The sequence below is a fragment of the Streptomyces sp. NBC_01410 genome (assembly GCF_045040195.1).
Taxonomy (GTDB): Bacteria; Actinomycetota; Actinomycetes; order Streptomycetales; family Streptomycetaceae; genus Streptomyces.
In genome coordinates, this window is record NZ_CP109530.1 from 2,875,179 (window position 1) to 2,892,544 (window position 17,366).

At 70.3% G+C, this 17,366-nt stretch carries 12 protein-coding genes, 3 tRNA genes and 2 pseudogenes; 6 read left to right on the plus strand and 11 right to left on the minus strand.

Annotated features, from left to right (window positions below; translation table 11 throughout):
• Positions 1–3: 3 nt before the first annotated feature.
• From OG741_RS13190 to OG741_RS13220, 7 genes and pseudogenes are all read right to left on the minus strand, one after another.
• Entirely contained in the window at positions 4–1,515 is a 1,512-nt protein-coding gene (locus OG741_RS13190; protein ID WP_405597306.1) for a DEAD/DEAH box helicase, read from the minus strand.
• A 325-nt stretch (positions 1,516–1,840) separates the two neighbouring features.
• Positions 1,841–2,044, minus strand: a complete 204-nt coding sequence (locus tag OG741_RS13195; protein ID WP_266516097.1) for a cold-shock protein — start codon at positions 2,042–2,044, stop codon at positions 1,841–1,843.
• Positions 2,045–2,654: 610 nt separating this feature from the next.
• A pseudogene (locus OG741_RS13200) lies at positions 2,655–2,796 on the minus strand (cold shock domain-containing protein).
• A 260-nt stretch (positions 2,797–3,056) separates the two neighbouring features.
• The gene (locus tag OG741_RS13205) at positions 3,057–3,395 is read right to left on the minus strand and encodes a MerR family transcriptional regulator (RefSeq protein ID WP_405597309.1); all 339 of its coding nucleotides are present in this window, start codon (positions 3,393–3,395) and stop codon (positions 3,057–3,059) included.
• A 2,459-nt stretch (positions 3,396–5,854) separates the two neighbouring features.
• The gene (locus tag OG741_RS13210; protein ID WP_405597312.1) at positions 5,855–7,084 is read right to left on the minus strand and encodes an MFS transporter; all 1,230 of its coding nucleotides are present in this window, start codon (positions 7,082–7,084) and stop codon (positions 5,855–5,857) included.
• Positions 7,081–8,475, minus strand: coding sequence for an NAD(P)-binding domain-containing protein (locus tag OG741_RS13215; protein ID WP_405597315.1), 1,395 nt, complete (start codon positions 8,473–8,475; stop codon positions 7,081–7,083). Before OG741_RS13215 ends, OG741_RS13210 begins: the two co-directional genes overlap by 4 nt.
• A gap of 53 nt (positions 8,476–8,528) precedes the next feature.
• Positions 8,529–8,747 (minus strand): hypothetical protein, encoded by a 219-nt coding sequence (locus tag OG741_RS13220; protein ID WP_405597317.1) that lies wholly within the window; start codon positions 8,745–8,747, stop codon positions 8,529–8,531.
• 105 nt (positions 8,748–8,852) lie between these two features.
• Here OG741_RS13220 and OG741_RS13225 point away from each other — a divergent pair.
• The 3 genes and pseudogenes from OG741_RS13225 to OG741_RS13235 form a co-directional block, all read left to right on the plus strand.
• Positions 8,853–9,150 (plus strand): annotated as a pseudogene (locus OG741_RS13225) (FAD-dependent oxidoreductase); the annotation flags it as partial.
• 46 nt (positions 9,151–9,196) lie between these two features.
• Positions 9,197–9,568: an ArsR/SmtB family transcription factor gene (locus OG741_RS13230; RefSeq protein WP_405597320.1), complete on the plus strand. Its 372-nt coding sequence runs from the start codon at positions 9,197–9,199 to the stop codon at positions 9,566–9,568.
• Between the two features lie 22 nt (positions 9,569–9,590).
• Positions 9,591–10,106 carry a GNAT family N-acetyltransferase gene (locus tag OG741_RS13235; RefSeq protein WP_405597323.1) on the plus strand — a complete coding sequence of 172 codons (516 nt, stop codon included), beginning with the start codon at positions 9,591–9,593 and terminating at the stop codon, positions 10,104–10,106.
• Here OG741_RS13235 and OG741_RS13240 read toward each other — a convergent pair.
• The gene (locus tag OG741_RS13240) at positions 10,099–13,755 is read right to left on the minus strand and encodes a SpoIIE family protein phosphatase (protein WP_405597325.1); all 3,657 of its coding nucleotides are present in this window, start codon (positions 13,753–13,755) and stop codon (positions 10,099–10,101) included. The genes OG741_RS13235 and OG741_RS13240 overlap by 8 nt on opposite strands.
• 170 nt (positions 13,756–13,925) lie before the next feature.
• On the opposite strand from OG741_RS13240, the gene OG741_RS13245 reads away from it, so the two are divergent.
• Entirely contained in the window at positions 13,926–14,357 is a 432-nt protein-coding gene (locus OG741_RS13245) for a transposase (protein ID WP_405597328.1), read from the plus strand.
• Positions 14,358–14,932: 575 nt separating this feature from the next.
• Here the strand turns inward: OG741_RS13245 and OG741_RS13250 are convergent.
• From OG741_RS13250 to OG741_RS13260, 3 genes are all read right to left on the minus strand, one after another.
• Positions 14,933–15,006 (minus strand) — tRNA-Ile (locus OG741_RS13250).
• Between the two features lie 188 nt (positions 15,007–15,194).
• Positions 15,195–15,267: transfer RNA gene (locus OG741_RS13255), tRNA-Asn, on the minus strand.
• Between the two features lie 5 nt (positions 15,268–15,272).
• A tRNA-Asn gene (locus OG741_RS13260) sits at positions 15,273–15,345 on the minus strand.
• Positions 15,346–15,518: 173 nt separating this feature from the next.
• Here OG741_RS13260 and OG741_RS13265 point away from each other — a divergent pair.
• Both OG741_RS13265 and OG741_RS13270 read left to right on the plus strand, forming a co-directional pair.
• A complete protein-coding gene (locus tag OG741_RS13265; protein WP_405597330.1) occupies positions 15,519–15,818 on the plus strand; it encodes a YtxH domain-containing protein in 300 nt (99 codons plus the stop codon).
• Positions 15,819–15,854: 36 nt separating this feature from the next.
• The gene (locus OG741_RS13270; protein WP_405597333.1) at positions 15,855–17,300 is read left to right on the plus strand and encodes an FGGY family carbohydrate kinase; all 1,446 of its coding nucleotides are present in this window, start codon (positions 15,855–15,857) and stop codon (positions 17,298–17,300) included.
• Positions 17,301–17,366: the final 66 nt, after the last annotated feature.

A 17,366-nucleotide genomic window follows, 5' to 3' on the forward strand; every position in this document is an offset into this window, starting at 1 on the left:
GTTCTAGGCCGCCGCATCGAAGGAGGACTGCCGCACGGTCACGCGCCGGGCAGCCGAAGCGGGGCTGCGTCGGCCGCGTGAGGCCGCACTGCGCTTACGCCGCTCGGCCACCGGCACGGTGATCGTCACGGGGATGCCGGAGGGGGTCTGGGCGCCGGTGATCTGGCGGAGTGCCTCTGCGCCGGAGCGGACCTGGGTGGTCTGGGGCACGATGCCGGCGGCCGTCATGAGGCGGGTCATGTCGCGGCGCTGGTTGGGGGTGACCAGAGTGACGACGCTGCCGGACTCGCCGGCCCGCGCGGTACGGCCGCCGCGGTGGAGGTAGTCCTTGTGGTCGGTCGGCGGGTCGACGTTGACGACGAGGTCGAGGTTGTCGACGTGGATGCCGCGCGCCGCGACGTTCGTCGCGACGAGCACGGTGACGTGCCCGGTCTTGAACTGGGCCAGGGTCCGGGTGCGCTGCGGCTGCGACTTCCCGCCGTGCAGGGCGGCGGCCCGGACACCGCTGTTCAGCAGGTCCTGCGTCAGCCGGTCGACGGCGTGCTTGGTGTCCAGGAACATGATCACCCGGCCCTCGCGCGCCGCGATCTCCGTCGTCGTCCGGAGCTTGTCGGCGCCGTGGACGTGCAGCACGTGATGCTCCATCGTGGTGACCGCACCCGCGGACGGGTCGACGGAGTGGACGACCGGATCGGTGAGGTAGCGGCGGACCAGCCGGTCGACGTTGCGGTCGAGGGTGGCGGAGAACAGCATCCGCTGGCCCTCGGGGCGTACCTGGTCCAAGAGCGAGGTGACCTGGGGCATGAAGCCCATGTCGGCCATCTGGTCGGCCTCGTCCAGGACGGTGATCGCGACCTGGTTCAGTCGGCAGTCACCGCGGTCGATGAGGTCTTTGAGGCGGCCCGGCGTCGCGACGACGACCTCGGCGCCACCGCGCAGCGCGCCGGCCTGCCGGCCGATCGACATTCCGCCGACGACGGTGGCCAGGCGCAGCTTCACCGAGCGGGCGTAGGGGGTGAGTGCGTCGGTCACCTGCTGGGCCAGCTCACGCGTCGGCACGAGGATCAGGGCCAGCGGCTGGCGGGGCTCGGCGCGCTGTCCGGCGGTGCGGGCCAGCAGCGCCAGGCCGAAGGCGAGGGTCTTGCCCGAGCCGGTGCGCCCGCGTCCCAGGGCGTCGCGGCCCGGGAGGGTGTTGGGCAGGGTCGCGCCCTGGATCGGGAACGGGACCCTCACGCCTTGCGCGGTGAGCGCGGCCAGCAGCTGCTCGGGCATGTCGAGGTCGGCGAACGCCTCGACGGCGGGCAGCGCGGGAGTGATCGTCTTCGGCAGGGCGAACTCGCCCTGGACCGCTGCGGGCCGCCGGCCGTGGCCGTCCGAGCGGCTCGGACCCCCTGAACGGCTCGGGGCGGGCGAGCCGAAGCGGCCGCCCCGCCCCGAACGGGCGCCGGAGCCGAAAGCGGGGCCGTCGGTGCGGCGGGGGCGGGAGGAACGGCCGTTCGTACGTGTGGGATTCATTGAGAACCTTCCTTGATACGGCACGCATCAAGGAATTCCCGCAGCGGAAGAGCAGCGCGGGGAATCACAAGAACGGGCCGAATAGAATGCGAAAGCGAATCTGGCTTGCAGTGAATCCAGTGCGGGGCGCATGCGATGAAATGGGTGACGTCATGTGGACGTGAAACCCCGGACGTCGACGGGTGCAGCTCCGAAGAGGCGCGCATCCCTGGGAAAAGGGCTGCGGACGGTGTTGTCCCACAGGTGGCACCACTGCGGGAAATACCCGCAGCTGGGGCCCGCACCCCGAGGGATGCGGGCCCCAGCTACAAAGTGGGCGTCAGCGTCAGGCGAGAACGATGTTCTCGGCCGTCGGGCCCTTCTGGCCCGGCGCGATGTCGAAGGTGACCTTCTGGCCTTCGAGCAGCTCACGGAAGCCCTGGGCGGCGATGTTCGAGAAGTGGGCGAACACGTCAGGGCCGCCACCGTCCTGCTCGATGAAGCCGAAACCCTTGGCTGCGTTGAACCACTTCACGGTGCCTGACGCCATGTCATATCTCCTTTGGGGCAGTACGCCGGGACCCGCGATGCACGGATACCGGGTCGCCGCGATGATGCCCCGTCCGGAAAATGACCGGCAATACGCAAACGCTTCCAGTTGCTGAAAATACCGGCGAAGGCGCTTGAAGTTTTGGGAACCACAACTGCAACTGAGATCGACAGTAGCATGCGGTAGCGGCCCGTGTACGGTAAATAATTCCACTCAGTTAGTTGCGGCAATAACACTCCCCGCGTGGCGCGGTAAACCCTCGCCTCGCGGTCATAGATATTGATCCACCCGGAGCACAGCGTTTCAAGAGCGGTCGCCCTTCACGGCTCGGAGGACACGACTATTTCGGTGGCACGATCCGTACCGTTCAGCCCTGCGCCGGCCTCTTCGGCCCGTACGCCGGTCCCGACAAGATCAGGGCCGCGCAGCTGTTGCTGCGCGGCCCTGATCCCGTGCGCCCCCAGATCCCGCCACCGTCGCCTGAAGGCCGGCGCCAGCTGTTCGGGTGAACCCGTCGGACAGCAGGGCCTGCCCCGGGGCAGCCGTACCCTCCGAACGCGGGCGGATGTCAGGCTGGGTTGATGTTGTCGGCCTGGGGGCCCTTCGGGCCTTAGGTGACATCAAACGTCACGGCCTGGCCTTCCTGGAGCTCACGGAAGCACGACGAGTTGATCGCGGAGTAGTGGGCCAAGACGTCCGCGCCGCCGCCCTGGGCGATGAAGGCGATCCCTCTCCGCGTTGAACCACTTCACAGTTCCCGTAGCCGTGTCTCATGCCTTCCAGTCGATGAACGCCTCCCACGACATGCGGAAGGCGGAGGTGATCGCCCCTGTTTCCGGCGGCACAGCACAGCAGAATGCCCACGCCGAAGACGTGGGCGAAGGGGAACTTCCGAACCATGACAGCTGACCAGACGCTAAACGTCCGCACACCCTGTCACCACAGGAAGCGACCCATGCGCCCACACCCCGCGTGTGCGGGACCCGCCGGTACCGGGCGGGCGCGCGCCACCTCAGACCGCGGGTGGTGAATTCACCGATTCGGCGGCGCGGCGGTATTCGGCATTGATGCGCTGGGCTTCTTCGAGCTGGTCTTCGAGGATGACGATGCGGCAGGCAGCCTCGATGGGGGTGCCCTGGTCGACGAGCTCACGCGCGCGGGCCGCGATGCGCAGCTGGTAGCGGGAGTAGCGGCGGTGTCCGCCCGCGGAGCGGAGCGGGGTGATCAGGCGGGCTTCGCCGAGGGCGCGGAGGAAGCCCTGGGTGGTGCCGAGCATCTCAGCGGCCCGGCCCATGGTGTAGGCGGGGTAGTCGTCGTCGTCGAGACGGCTGTACGAGTCGTCTGCTGTCATTGCACCTCTCTGTGGAACGCGTGGAGGGGCCCTGGTGCCATATGGCACCAGGGCCCCGAAGGAACTGCTACACCATCTGCCGGCCCTGGTACTGCGCCGGCCTTCTGTTTCCGCCGACCCGACCTGGAAGTTGTCGGGGTTGCGGGGATCGCGGTTGCCTGACCGGAGACCACCTCACTATCGATGTCCTGCGGTACCCGGGCTCAAGATTCGCCCGGGCGATCCTGATGGCGCTCAACTCCTCCGTTCTTCCCTCTGGATGAGCTACTTACCAAACGGGAACTGCGTACTGCTGGTACTGCGAACTGCTCGTGGCCTCGAACAGCGCCACTCTCCGGCAGCCAGCCCCGTCGCCCGTCCTGCATCTGCTCTGGCTTAGAACCCCACTGCCGAACTTCCCGGTGCGCGCGTCCGCAGCCGACGCCTTCACCGAGGTGCTGCTCACTGACTTCACTGCTGAGTACTGCACTTACGGGTATTGCCACTGCGGTACTGCTCACGGCGGCCCCTGATCACTGCGGGCCACCCGGTCCGGTCGCCAGTCCCGTCGCCGTCCTGCAACAACCTTGGCTCCGGAACTCCACCACCGCACCGTCCTGCGAACTGCCTGTACTGCTGCCCGGCAGTTCGTCTCTGCCGGGCCTTGCTTGATCTCGGCTACGAGAGAAACCATAACCACACCACCACTCAATGTCTACTCCGGCCGACATAGATTTCTGCGCGCTGGTCAGATAGATAGTCGACCTCGACCACAGAAGGGGCACGCGGCTGCCCACTCCAGCCGGGGGCACCCGCTCCGAGCAGCGCCGTTACCCCGGCCTCGACTCCGCGAGCACCACAGTTTCCCCGCCTGACTGCGTGGATGATCGGCCAGGCACGCTCTACAGCCGGGGCTTCGTGCGTTTGACGCGCCGCAGCCGGCACAAAGCACCGGGCAGACAGGACCGGGCCGTGATCGAAGGGGATGAGGGTGTGCGTCCGGCTGTCCCAGGTGTACCAGGAGTGGAACGTCTCGCCCGGCAGACGTCAGTCGGCCCAGATGTGCGCGCAGATCATGAGGGCGCTCAGCACCGCGTCGTAGGTCGCTTCCCAGCAGTAACGCTGCATGATGCGCAGGTGCCGGCGCTGGGCGTTGACGACCTCCGGAAGCTGAGCGAGATCGACGGCCGGCTGGTCGAGGTCGGGCGGGGCGATCAGGTGTTGTGCCGCAGACAGACGTAAGTGTGGTCCGGCAGGAGCCGGACCACCCGGCCACCGCGGTGACGGGCATCGCAGAGGTGGCAGCCGGCCTGCGGCGCGTGGCGGAAACATCGCCCAGCCCGGTGACGGGTTCGCGCATTTCCGGCAAGGCTCCGGCTAGGGCGTGAACGCCGCGGCCGGTCAGCGCGGCGAGTCGTTCGGGGATGGGAACCCGGCGGGCGGACCAGGCGGTTCCGAACGGGTGACTGCGATCCAGAGGGCGTGGGTGTCCAGCCCGTGGAGAGTGGCCAGCCGGCTGACGTAGGAGACGGCGATTTCGTGCCGGGCGGGTAGAACTGCGCGTCAGCAACGGCCAGCCGGACCGTTTCAGTTCGGGCTGCTCTTCGGGCCGCTTCAGGCCCAGCCCCCTCGTCTGCTCCCGCTTGGGTACAGGGGGGAGGCGAGCAGCCCCCGCGAAGGTGATCTTGCTCTCCGGCACTCAAAAGGCGACCACGCAGCACCCGCCGGAATACCCCCAGAACGGGCATACGAGCGGGGTCGCGGGTCCACTACCGACGCCCCGCGTCCCCTGTGCGTCCCCTCGATCTTGAATTCCAGCCCGGCAGAGGCCGTCCCTCCAGGCAGCAACGACCTTGATCGCCCACGTCATCGCAGGTCAGAGAAGTCCTCCACTCCACGAGCAACAGGAGCTGCACTACGCTCCAAAGCCGTGAGCAGCGGATTCTCTCCGCTGAGCCCGAGTTCGCGCCCCAACGCCCCAAGAGGGACGTTTCTGCAGGTCAGGGCACTACTGGAGTGGGGCGGGTGGGACTCGAACCCACGGCCGACGGATTATGAGTCCTTTGGGGATCTTGGCGGCCCTTGTCGATCTACGCTGATCCATGGCGTTCTTGCAGGTCAGAGCAGGCGAGCTGTGTCGACGTTACTTCGTCTTTGTCAGTCTGTTCCTGTCCTTGCGTCCCGAACGCGTCCTGACCGCGTCCCAGTTGGACGGAATCGAAGGGCACAGGAGCGATCGCGACAGCTCGGAAAAGGGACTCGAACCTCCGCGCAGCGGATTCCCCTTCCGACGCGTCGAGGCTCCACCCCGGTAACTCGGGGGCGGAGCCCCTGTGGCCGTTATCGCAGGCCGGACGTCTGCGAGAAGACTATCGATCGACTGCGAATTACACCAAGGCGAGCTGTACGTCATCCATGCGAACCGGCTTCGGACGCGCGGTGTGGAGGATGAACCCACAGCGGGGCGGCAGTCGCCGTTTCTACGCGCCTGTGTGACGGGGCAGAGTATTCAGGGCGAGGGCGGCGGCGATGACGGACGCCGCGGCGAGGAGGCCGAACAAGTGCGGATAGCCGCCCAGCGGCGCCGCGAGCACAGCCCCGGCGAAGGGCGCAAGGGCGGCTGCGACATGGCCGGGTGCTGCGAGGAGTCCGGAGAGGCGGCCGTAATGGGTGACGCCCCAGCGGTCGGTGACGGCGGTGGCCTGAAGCAGGGTCATGTTGCCGCGGACGGTCCCCGCCGCGATCGAGAAGGTGACTAGCAGGGCGTACGGGCCCGGCGCGAGCGCCAAGGCGGCGGTCGTGACGCTGCCGAGGGCGACCAGGGCGGTGGTCCGCATGGTCACTCCGGTGTGGCGGGCGAGCGTGGCGTACATGGTTCGGCCGAGGGTCTGTCCTGCGCCGCCGAGTCCGAGGGCCCAGGCGGCCTGGGTGGTGGTGTAGCCGCGTTCGAGCAGGAGGGGGACGAGGGCAACGACGACGGCGTACATGGCGAAGGCGGAGAGAGTGAGGGATGCGGCGAGCATCCAGAACGGTCGGCTGCGTGTAACGGATGCCGCACTGCAGTCGGTATGCGCGGTGGCGGGTGGAGGCGCCTTGGGCCAGGGGGTGTTCAGTGCGAGCGCGTGCGCAGGCACCGTGACGACGGCGAGGATCCCGCCGAGCACCAGGTAAGTGGCACGCCAGGAGAGGTGGTTGGCGAGCGCGGCGGTCAGGGGGGCGAAGACAGTGGAGGCAAGGCCGCCGACGAGGGTGACGATGGTCAGGGCGCGGACGTGATCCGGTGCCCACCAGCGGGTCAATGCCGCGAAGGCGGGCAGGTAGAAGGTGGACGCCATCGCAAGTCCGGCGAGCAGCCACCCCGCTGCGAACACCGTCAGGTTGGGGGCGGTAGCGATGACGAGAATGCTGAGGGCGCCAAGTATCGAGCCAGCCGTCATGACGGTGCGTGGGCCTCGGTGGTCGAGGACTCGGCCGATGCGGATCCCGGCAAGCGCGGAGATGAGCAGGGCGGCGGAGAACGCTGCGGTCGTGGCGCCCGTCGGCCAGCCGGTGTCGGCTGTGATCTGCGGGTTCAGGACGGGGAAGGCGTAGTAGAGGATGCCCCAGCTGGTGACCTGCGTAAGGCACAGGGCAGGGAGGGCGGCGCGGGGCCGCGACCGTTCCCCTATTCCGGTCGCGGGCCCGCGGTTGCCGGCGTTGAGGTCGGTCACGAGCCGCAGCATCCGCCGGACGGGGCCTCGGCGGGCTCGGTAGCCGCGGCGCTGCCGATCTGTACCAGGGCGGGCGCGGGGGCGCAGCCGCCGCCGGACGTCTCGCTGGTGTCGGGGGTGTCGAAGAGTCCGGCGCCGCCGCACACACCTGTTTCGGGGAGGGTGAGTTCGACGCGGTCGGCTGCTTCGATGTCGCCTACGATGGCGGCGACGACGGAGCGGACCTGCTCGTATCCGGTCATGGCCAGGAAGGTGGGGGCGCGGCCGTAGGACTTCGTGCCGACGAGGTAGACGCCCTGCTCTGGGTGGGACAGTTCGCGGTGGCCGTGCGGGTAGACGGTGCCGCAGGAGTGCTGGTTGGGGTCGATCAGCGGGGCGAGGTCCACCGGGGCCTGGAGGCGTTCGTCCAGGCCGAGGCGGATCTCGGAGAGGAACGTGAGGTCGGGGCGGAAGCCGGTCAGCACGATGACCTCGTCGACGGGGTCCAGGCGGCGGCCGTCCTCGGCGACCAGCACCAAGCGGCCGTCGCCGTCCCGTTCGATCGCCTCGGTGCGGAAACCGGTGACCGCGTCGGCGTATCCCTGGTCGAGGGCGGCCTTCGCCGCCAGACCGAGGGCACCGCGCGCGGGCAGCTGGTCGGCTTCGCCGCCCCCGAAGGTGGAGCCGTTGATCCCGCGGCGGAGGACCCAGACCCCATGTGTTCCCGCACCGCCGTCGCCCTTGGCGAGGTCGGCCAGGTAGGCCAGGGCGGTGAAGGCGGAAGCGCCGGAGCCGATGACCGCAGTGCGCTTTCCGGCGTAACGGGTGGGGACAGCGGGGTCCTTGAGGTCGGGGACGCGGTAGGTGATCCGGTCGGCGGCGGCGCGCTCGCCCAGGGCCGGGAGGCCGCTTGCGCCCGCGGGGCTGGGGGTGGTCCAGGTGCCGGAGGCGTCGATGACGGCGCGGGCGAAGATGCGCTCCTCGCTGCCGTCGGCGTGCTCAACGTGGAGGACGAAGGGCTGGGTTTCGCGGTCGGCGTCGACGATGCGGTCGCGGCCGGTGCGGGAGACGCCCGTGACGGTGGCGCCGAGGCGGATCTTGTCGCCGAGGACGTTGGCGAGGGGCTGGAGGTACTGCTCGGCCCAGTCCCCACCGGACGGGTAGGTGGCGGCGTCGGGCTTCACCCATCCGGTGGGGGCGAGCAGCTTCTCGGCTGCCGGGTCGGTGACCTCGCCCCAGGTGGAGAACAGCCGCACGTGCGACCACTCGCGCACCGCGGAGCCCGCGGCCGGGCCAGCCTCCAGAACCAGCGGCTCGAGGCCGCGCTCGATCAGGTGGGCGGCGGCCGCCAGGCCGGCGGGCCCGGCACCGATCACGACAACGGGCAACTCGGCGGTGGTGCTCTCACTCATCACATGTCTCCGGACTCGTGCGAAGTGCAGGGGGCGGTGGTGGGGTCGGTTTGTCAGCAGCAGCCGGAGCCGGTGGCGACGGCTTCGCGCTTGGCTGCCGGGTCGCAGCAGGCCCCGGCCGCCTTCGCGCCCTCGCTGGTGCCGCAGCACGGGGAGGACTCGGCCGGAGCGGTGGCATCGGCGGGCTGTGCGGGGGCCGGTCCGCAGCACGACGGCGCGGCCTCGGCGGAGTTATAGGGGGTGCCGGTGGCGGGGGCGACGGGCTCGTTCATGACGACTCCTCGGTGTTTCGATATCTGTCGATGTCCTGCGCCGCCAGCATGACACCTGCTTCGATGAACGTCAACATAGACATTCGTCGAATTGGAGAGCTTTTCATGGAGCACGTCGACGTCGCACTGATCGGTGGCGGCCAGTCGGGTCTCGCCACGGAGAACGCCCTTATGCGGCAGGGACTCAGGCCGGTGGTGCTGGAGGCGTCCGACCGGGCGGCCGGCTCGTGGCCGCGGCGCTACGAAATCCTCACCCTGTTCTCGCCAGCCCGGGTACAGCTCCCTGCCCGGCATGCCCTTCGGCGGCGGTGCCCCCGGCCGGCATCCGCACCGCGACGACGTCGTCGACTACCTGACTGCCTACGCCTCCCGGCTCGATGCCGACATCCGCACCGGGCACCGGGACGGGCCCCTCCACGGAATAGTTCGACGTGTGTCAACATAGACGTATGTCGAATACCAAGGTGCTGCCGCTGCTGGAACCCGACGAGGTCGTGGCGCCGTGCTGCCCGCCGCTGACCGAGCGCCCCATGACGGCCGAAGAAGCCGAGACGGCCGCGAAGATGTTCAAGGCGCTCGACGACCCGGTCCGGCTGCGGCTGTTCTCCGCGATCGCCTCCCACGAGGGCAGCGAGGCGTGCGTGTGCGACATCTCCGACGTCGGCGTCTCCCAGCCGACCGTGTCGCATCACCTGAAGAAGCTCAAGGAGGCCGGGCTGCTGACCTCCGAGCGGCGCGGCACCTGGGTCTACTACCGCGTGGAGCCCTCCGTGCTCGCCGCCATGGGCAAGCTCCTCACCACCGCCGCGACGGCCGCCTGACCACCACGGGGGGTTCCAGCACATGTCCAGCCACACCGGCCCGTCGGCCGCGGTCATCGTGCCGCTGTCCGCCCAGCACGCCGACCAAGTCCTGGCGATCTATCAGGCGGGCATCGACGAGGGCAACGCCACGTTCGAGACCAGCGCCCCCAGCTGGGAAAACTTCGACGCCGCGAAGCTGCCCGGGCACCGCTTCGCCGCCCTCGACTCGAGCGGTGCGGTGCTCGGCTGGGTCGCCGCCACAGGAGTCTCCGACCGCTGCACGTATGCCGGGGTCGTGGAGCATTCCGTGTACGTGCACCCCGACACCCGCGGCCGCGGTGTCGCTTCCACGCTGCTGAACGCGCTCATCGCCTCGACCGAGGACGCGGGGATCTGGACGATCCAGTCCGGGATCTTCCCCGAGAACACCTCCAGCCTCGCCCTGCACGCGCGCGCGGGCTTCCGCATCATCGGCACCCGTGAGCGCGTTGGGCGCCACCACGGTGTGTGGCGGGACGTGGTGTTGCTGGAGCGCCGCAGCCCGGCAATCAGCTGACCTCAGGCGCGTGCGGGGCTGCGGCTGTCGGCTCCGTGTGGCGTGTCGGCTCGCTTGTACCCAGCTGGTCAGTCGCCGTCGTCAAGGGTGAGCTGGCGGCGGTGGAAGTCGAAGTGCTGGGTCGGGCATCGGTAGCGCCGGTTCGACGCGATGGTTCGGCGGTGGCGGCGAGCAGGGCGGTGTCGTCGTCGACCCGGTCGGGGGTGTTCAGCAGCTCCAGAGCCCGTTCGGTGATCTGCTGGGGGTCGGTGCGGGCGGCGGCGGGCAGCGCGCCGCAGGTCTGGCGCAGGGCCGCCAGGCAGTCGTCCAGGGACAGCGCCCGGTTTTCCACCAGGCCGTCGGTGTATAGCAGCAGGCTGGTGCCGGGCGGGAACGCCACCTCGCGGTCGACTGGGGTGCTGCCCAGTCCCAGCGGCAGCGCCGGGGGCAGCTCCAGGTAGGCGGTGTCGGCGGCTACCAGCAGGGGCGGCAGGTGCCCGCTGGCGGCGTAGCGCAGGCGGTGGCGGTGTGGGTTGTAGACCGCGTACAGGCAGGTGGCGAAGCGTTCGGTGGCGAGCGACTGCAGGTAGGCGTCCAGCTTGGCCAGCACCCGGGCCGGGCCGGCGCCCTCCATCGCGAGGCTGTGCAGGGCGGAGCGGAGTTGGCCCATCACGGTGGCGGCTTCCACGTCGTGGCCCATGACGTCGCCGATGGCCAGCCCCACGGCACCGTCGGGCAGTGCGAGCACGTCGTACCAGTCGCCGCCGACCTCGGCGCCGCGGTTGCTGGCCCGGTAGTGGGTGGCCAGGCGCACCCCGGGCACCTGGGGCAGGCGGTGGGGCAGCAGGGCGCGCTGCAGGGTCAGGGCGAGGCGGCGCTCGTTATGGTACCGGGTGGCGTTGTCGTAGGCCAGGGCCAGGCGGTGGGCGAGGTTCTCCAGATACTTGTGTTCGACCGCGGAGTAGTCGGTGTGCCGGACCAGTACCAGGGCCCCCAGTGTCTGGTCGTGGGCATGCAGCGGCAGGGCCAGCACGGCGGCGGGCGGCGGGTGCGGGGTGTCTGGGGCTGGGGCGGTGCCGTTGATCGCGTGGGTGGCGGCGGTGGCCAGGGCCTCGCGGGCAAGAAGGGGGGTGCCGGCGATGTATGCCGGGGGCGACTGCGCCGGGGCGGGTGCCGCGGCGGTGAGGTGGATGCTGATCTGGTCGGCGAAGTCGGGCAGCAGGATCTGGCCGGCAGTCTGCAGTATCTGGTCCGGGTCGAGGGTGGCGGACAGCCGCAGGCCCGCGTCGGCCAGGGAGGCCAGCACGGCCAGCTGGTTGCGGGTCTCGGTCAGGACCTGTTCGCGCAGCCGGGACAGTTCCAACCCGGTGCGGACGCGCGCCAGCAGCTGGCGCGCGGAGAAGGGTTTGGCCAGGTAGTCGTCGGCGCCGGCGTGCCGGCCCTGCACGGATTCCTCCTCGCCGGCGCGGGCGGTAAGCAAGACGATGGGCAGGCGGGCGGTGCGCGGGTCGGCGCGCAGCGCCCGGACCAGCTCGAAGCCGTCCATACGGGGCATCATCACGTCGCTGAGCACCAGCTCCACCGGCTGCGCCAGGGCCATCTCCAGGGCGGCCCGGCCGTCGGCGGCGAGCAGCACGTCGTAGTCGGGCTGCAGGAGCTGGGTGAGGTAGGCGCGCATGTCGGCGTTGTCGTCGACGACCAGCAGGCGTGCCCGGTGGGGGCGGTCGGTTTCGTGCGGGCCGGGGCCGTGGGGGGCATCGTGGGTCGCGGGGGCGTGCGGGGTGCGTGCCGCGGGGGTGGCCGCGGCGGGGACGGGGTCGGCCGCCAGCCAGCCCAGCGCCTCGTCCACGTAGGCCGCGGCGCGGCCGGGCCGGCCGCCTCCGCCTTCCGTGGGGGTTTCCCCGGGGGATCCGGCGCCAGCCGCGGGCGGGGCCGGGCGGGGCCGGTGGGCGGCGGCGAAGGGGAGGTCCATGGTGACGGTGGTGCCCTGGCCGAGCCGGCTGTCCACGCCGACGGTGCCGCCGTGCGCTTCCACCAGGTCCTTCACCAGCACCAGGCCGAGGCCGCTGCCCTCGTGGGAGCGGGAGCGGGCTCCGCGGACCCGGTGGAAACGCTCGAACAGGCGCGGCAGCTCGTCCGCGGGGATGCCGGTGCCAGTGTCGGTCACGGTCAGCCGGGCCCGGTCGCCGGCCGCGGCCACCTGCACCCGGGCGCCGCCGGTGAAGGTGAACTTCAGGGCGTTGCTGAGCAGGTTGAGGATGATCTTCTCCCACATCTCCCGGTCCAGGGACACCGGCTTGGGCAGCGGCGGGCAGTCCACCTCCAGCGTCAGCCCGGCCGCCTCGAAGGCGGAGCGGAACACCCCGGCCAGCTCGGCCGTGGCACCGGCGAGGTCGACCGGCTCGAGGGCCGGGCGCATCTGCCCGGCCTCGGCCCTGGCGACGTCCAGGAGGGTGTTGACCTGCTTCAGCAGGCGCAGGGCGCCGCGCTCGGCCAGCTCCAGCTGCTCGCGCCGCTCGGGCCGGTCCTCGTCGGCCAGGGCCTGCTGGAGCGGGCCCAGGAGCAGGGTGAGCGGGGTGCGGAACTCGTGGCTGACGTTGGCGAAGAAGGTGGTCTTGGCCCGGTCCAGCTCGGCCAGCGCCTCCGCCCGCCGGCGCTGCTCGTCGTGGGCGAGCGCGGCCGTCAGCGCCCCGGCCACGGCGGCGGCGAGCACCTCCAAAAAGTCCCGGTAGGCCCCGGCCGGCGGGAAGCAGGGGTTGACGCCCACCACCAGGACGCCCTCCACCTGGCCCGCGCAGTCCAGCGGCAGGGCCAGCGCCTGCTCGACTGGGAGCCGGGGGGCCGCGGCGTGCTGCCCGGCCGTGTTGCCGCCGGTGAGCGCGGCGGCTGGCAGCGTGGCAGGGGCACCGTCGGCGACCACCTGCGCCAGCCGGGCCGCGACCTTCGACCCGTCGGCCGCACTCAGCGAGACGGCCTCGGGCGCTGGCCGGAGCCCGGCGGAGGCCGCCGGCCGCAGCATCCCCGGCTCGGAGGCCAGGTACAGGCCCAGGAACGGGATCTCCTCGGGATAGGAGCCCAGCACCTCCGCGACGACGCGGGCGACCTCGCCCGGGGTGGGCAGCCCGGCGGTGCGGGCGCCGGTCTCGCTCAGCAGGCGCAGCCGGCGCTCGCCCAGTACCCGGCCGGTGGTCTCGGTGATGATCTGCAGCACGCCGCCGGCGGTGCCGTCGTCCAGCAGCACGGGCTGGAAGGCGGAGTCGAAGTAGCACTGTTCCGGAAAGCCGTGGCGCTCCATGATGAGCGGCTCATCGGGGATCAGCAGGGGCTTGCGGGTGTCGGTCACATAGTGGAAGTGGGAGCTCACGGGGTGGACCCAGACCTCGGGGAACACCTCCTTATAGGGCCTGCCGAGCGCCCAGGGGTGTTTGGCGCCGACAATGGGTGAGGAGCCCAGGTTGTACAGCGTGGCGAATTCGGCGCCCCAGTACAGAGCCATGCCATGCTCAGAAGTGAGCATGAGGCGCAGGGTGTCCACCAGGGGCCCCGGCCAGGACTCGGGGGGCCCGAGCGGCGTCGCCGCCCACTCGATCCCGGCCAGAAGCTCGCCGAACGCGCCGGCCTCGGCGAACATCCGGGCCGCCGCAGTGCGCGGGTCATCGGGCCGGGTCATCGAGAAATCTTCCTCCTGGCGCCTATGTGATCCGCCCGCGCCCTCCCAAGCTGCCGACGGCCACTCGCAGCGGACCTTCCGGGCAGATCGGACGCCGGATCCGGCGGTTCTGGCTACGCTCCCGCCAGAATTGCAAGATTAAAATAATAAAAAGTGCGATTTGCCCAGCAGTGTACGCTTGCAGCCGCACGCCGACGGCGGCGATCGTCGTCTCGCAGTCCCCGTGGGCGGCCGACACCGTCGGCGCCGACGGTGTCGGCCGGGACGGCGGGAAGAAGGTGGCGGGCCACAAAGGGCAGGTCGTGGACTGCCTGGGCTTGCTGCTGGTTGTGCTGGTCACCGCCGCGAGCGTCCAGGACCGGGATGCCGCGATGCGGCTGCTGCAGCGACTGCGTGAACTCCACCGCAGGATCACCCTGGTGTGGGCCGACGGCGGATACGCCTACTCGTCGACTGGGGCCCGCACCCGGCTCCGCCTCGCGCTCACCATCGTCAAACGCACCGATGATGCCACGGGGTTCGTCGTCCTGCCTCGCCGCCTCACCGGCGAAGCCACCCCAACCTGGCGCGACCCGACCCCGTGGGACCAAACAACATCCTAGGCATCCGCGAGTCTGGGCCCGAAGCCTGCTTCCCAGACTCGCGGGCGTCCATGTCTCCGCCGGGGAACGCTCACGTAGATCACCAGCCCTGGAGAGCCTGACTCTCCGAACCCAGCTCCCCGCGGGCGCTCGTACAGCCGCGCCCCGTAAGGCGTCTCCGCGCGAACCGAAGTGTCCTTCGGGCCATTTCCAGTACGGGCCGTTTCTCCCGCGCCTCGGTCGGGCGACAGCCCTCCGGTCCAAAGGCCGCGCAGCACCCCGGCCGCCTGCCGCCACACCGCGCGGACTACACCACCCACGTCCGGAGCGGTGTCGGGCAACATGGTGCCGAGGCAGTCGCTTCCGATTCCCTGCGTCCTGCCAGCGTCCCGAATTCGCCGTCCAGCCGCTCACACTGGCCGGATGCGGTGACTTCCCGGACCGTGGGGCCACCACATCCGCGTAGGTCAGGCCAGTTCGAACTACCGCCGACGGCAACGCTGTCGAACTCATGGGCAGCGGATTCAGTCCGTTGGGCCAAAGTCCTGAATCCGCACCCGCGATGAGACGTTTCTGCAGGTCAGAGGCCTGCGTAGTGGGGCGGGTGGGACTCGAACCCACGGCCGACGGATTATGAGTCCGCTGCTCTAACCGGCTGAGCTACCGCCCCTAACGGCGCGTCGCGCACAAATGTGCGCGCCGTCTGCCGCAGCATAGCCGCTCATACGATCTCCTGCCTCGGATGGTCGGCAACGCGCAATCATGAAGACTGCGCTGCCCCCTGCCCGGTTCCAGAAGTCGTCGAACTCGCAGATCACACACGAAAAAGGACCCCCAAGGGGCCCTCTTCCGGTTCCGCTCCCCCGACTGGACTCGAACCAGTAACCCTCCGGTTAACAGCCGAATGCTCTGCCAATTGAGCTACAGGGGATCGCGCTCCCCCGACTGGACTCGAACCAGTAACCTGCCGGTTAACAGCCGGCTGCTCTGCCAATTGAGCTACAGGGGATTGCTGCGTATGCACCGAACGTACCTACCCCGGGCGTCCCGGGGGGCGTGTGCCCGCTGCGACACATACATTAGCGCAAGCAGGGGGGTGCTCCGCCAATCGGTATGGGCCCGGGTGATCACGGGCCACGACGGGTAGGCGGCCTGCACCGACGCAAGGGAAGGGTGGCAGCCATGCGGTACAAGCTGACGTTCGTCGCCGGACTGGCCCTCGGTTACGTGATCGGCACACGGGCCGGGCGCGAGCGCTACGAGCAGCTGAAGAAGTCCGTCCGCCAGTTCTCCCAGAATCCCGCGGTGCGCAATGCCGTGGAGTCCGCCGCGCAGAACGGACGCCACGTGACGGGCAAGGCCTTCCACGCGGTGAGCGACAAGGTCGGGGACCGGGTGCCCGACTCGGTGGCCGAGCGGGTGCGGTCGCTCCGGGAGCGGACCGCGAACGGCGAGGACGACTGGGGAACCACCAACACGTGACGCCGACTCTCCTCACGTGCGGCAGAATCTTGTGTCATGGGGATAGTCGCCGGCTTGGACAGTTCGTCTGCATTCACGCGCATCGTCGTCTGTGACGCGGACACGGGTGCTGTGCTGCGCCAGGGGTACGCACCGCACCCCGCCGAGGCGAAAGCCACCGAGATCGATCCGCAGGCCTGGCTGCTCTCGCTCGGCGACGCGGCGGCCGGCGGGCTGCTCGAAGGCGTGCAGGCCATCGGCGTCTCCGCCCAGCAGCACGGCCTGGTGCCGCTGGACGCTCAGGGCAATCTCGTACGCCCCGCGCTGCTCGGCAACGACAAGCGGGCGCAGGTCGCCGCCGCGGATCTGATCGACGCGCTCGGCGGGCGGCAGGCCTGGGCCGAGGCTGTCGGCTCGGTGCCGCAGGCCGCGCAGCCGGTGTCGAAGCTGCGCTGGATGGCACGCGCCGAGCCCGATACGGCGCGTCGCGTCGCGGCTGTCCTGCAGCCGCACGACTGGCTGGTGTGGCAGCTGCTCGGCCGTCCGGGCCGCAGGACCACGGACCGCGGCGGCGCTTCCGGAACCGGCTTCTGGTCGGCCGGCACCGGCTCCTACCGGCACGATCTGGTCGAGCTGGCGCTCGGGCACCAGGTCGCGCTGCCCGAGGTGCTCGGCCCGGCCGAGGCCGCGGGGACGACGCCCGAGGGGCTGCTGATCTCCGCCGGGACCGGCGAGACGATGGCGGCGGCGTTCGGGCTCGGCGTCGGGATCGGTGACGCGGTGGTGTCGCTGGGGGCCTCGGGTTCGGTGATGACCGTGCACCACGAGGCGCTGGCGGATCCGAGCGGGATGATTACGTCGTTCGCCGACGCGACCGGGATGCACCTGCCGGTGGTGCACACGCTCAATGCCGTACGGGCGCTGCGCGGCACGGCCGAACTGCTGGGGCTCGGCGAGCTCCAGGAGCTGTCCGCGATGGCGATGAAGTCGACGCCCGGTTCGTCGGGGCTTGTGCTGCTGCCGTATCTGGAGGGCGAGCGCACTCCGCAACTGCCGCACACCGCGGGGACGCTGAGCGGTCTGCGCCGCGAGTCGATGAAGCCCGAGCATCTGGCGCGGGCCGCCTTCGAGGGCATGCTCTGCTCGCTCGCGGACGCCCTGGATGTGCTGCGCGGGCGCGGGGTCGAGGTGCGCAGGGTCTTTCTGCTGGGTGCGGCGGCCGAGCTGCCCGCCGTGCAGGCCGCGGCGCCCGCGATCTTCGGGGCGCAGGTCGTCGTACCGCAGCCCGCCGACTACGCGGCGCTCGGCGCGGCCCGGCAGGCGGCGTGGGCGCTCGGGGTCTCGCAGGGCACGCTGTCGCCCGGCGCTCCCCCGGCCTGGCAGGGCGCGGCCGCCCAGATTTTCGAGCCCGGCGACGAGCTGGCGGTGGGTCACGCGGTGCGCCAGCAGTACGGCGCGACGCGGGAACAGATCCACCCCGGGGCGTTCAACCCGACATCTTGACCCCGCCTTGAATAAACCCTTGAGGTTCCGCGGGCGGAGTGTCGCAAGATGGGGGTGACTCCCAGA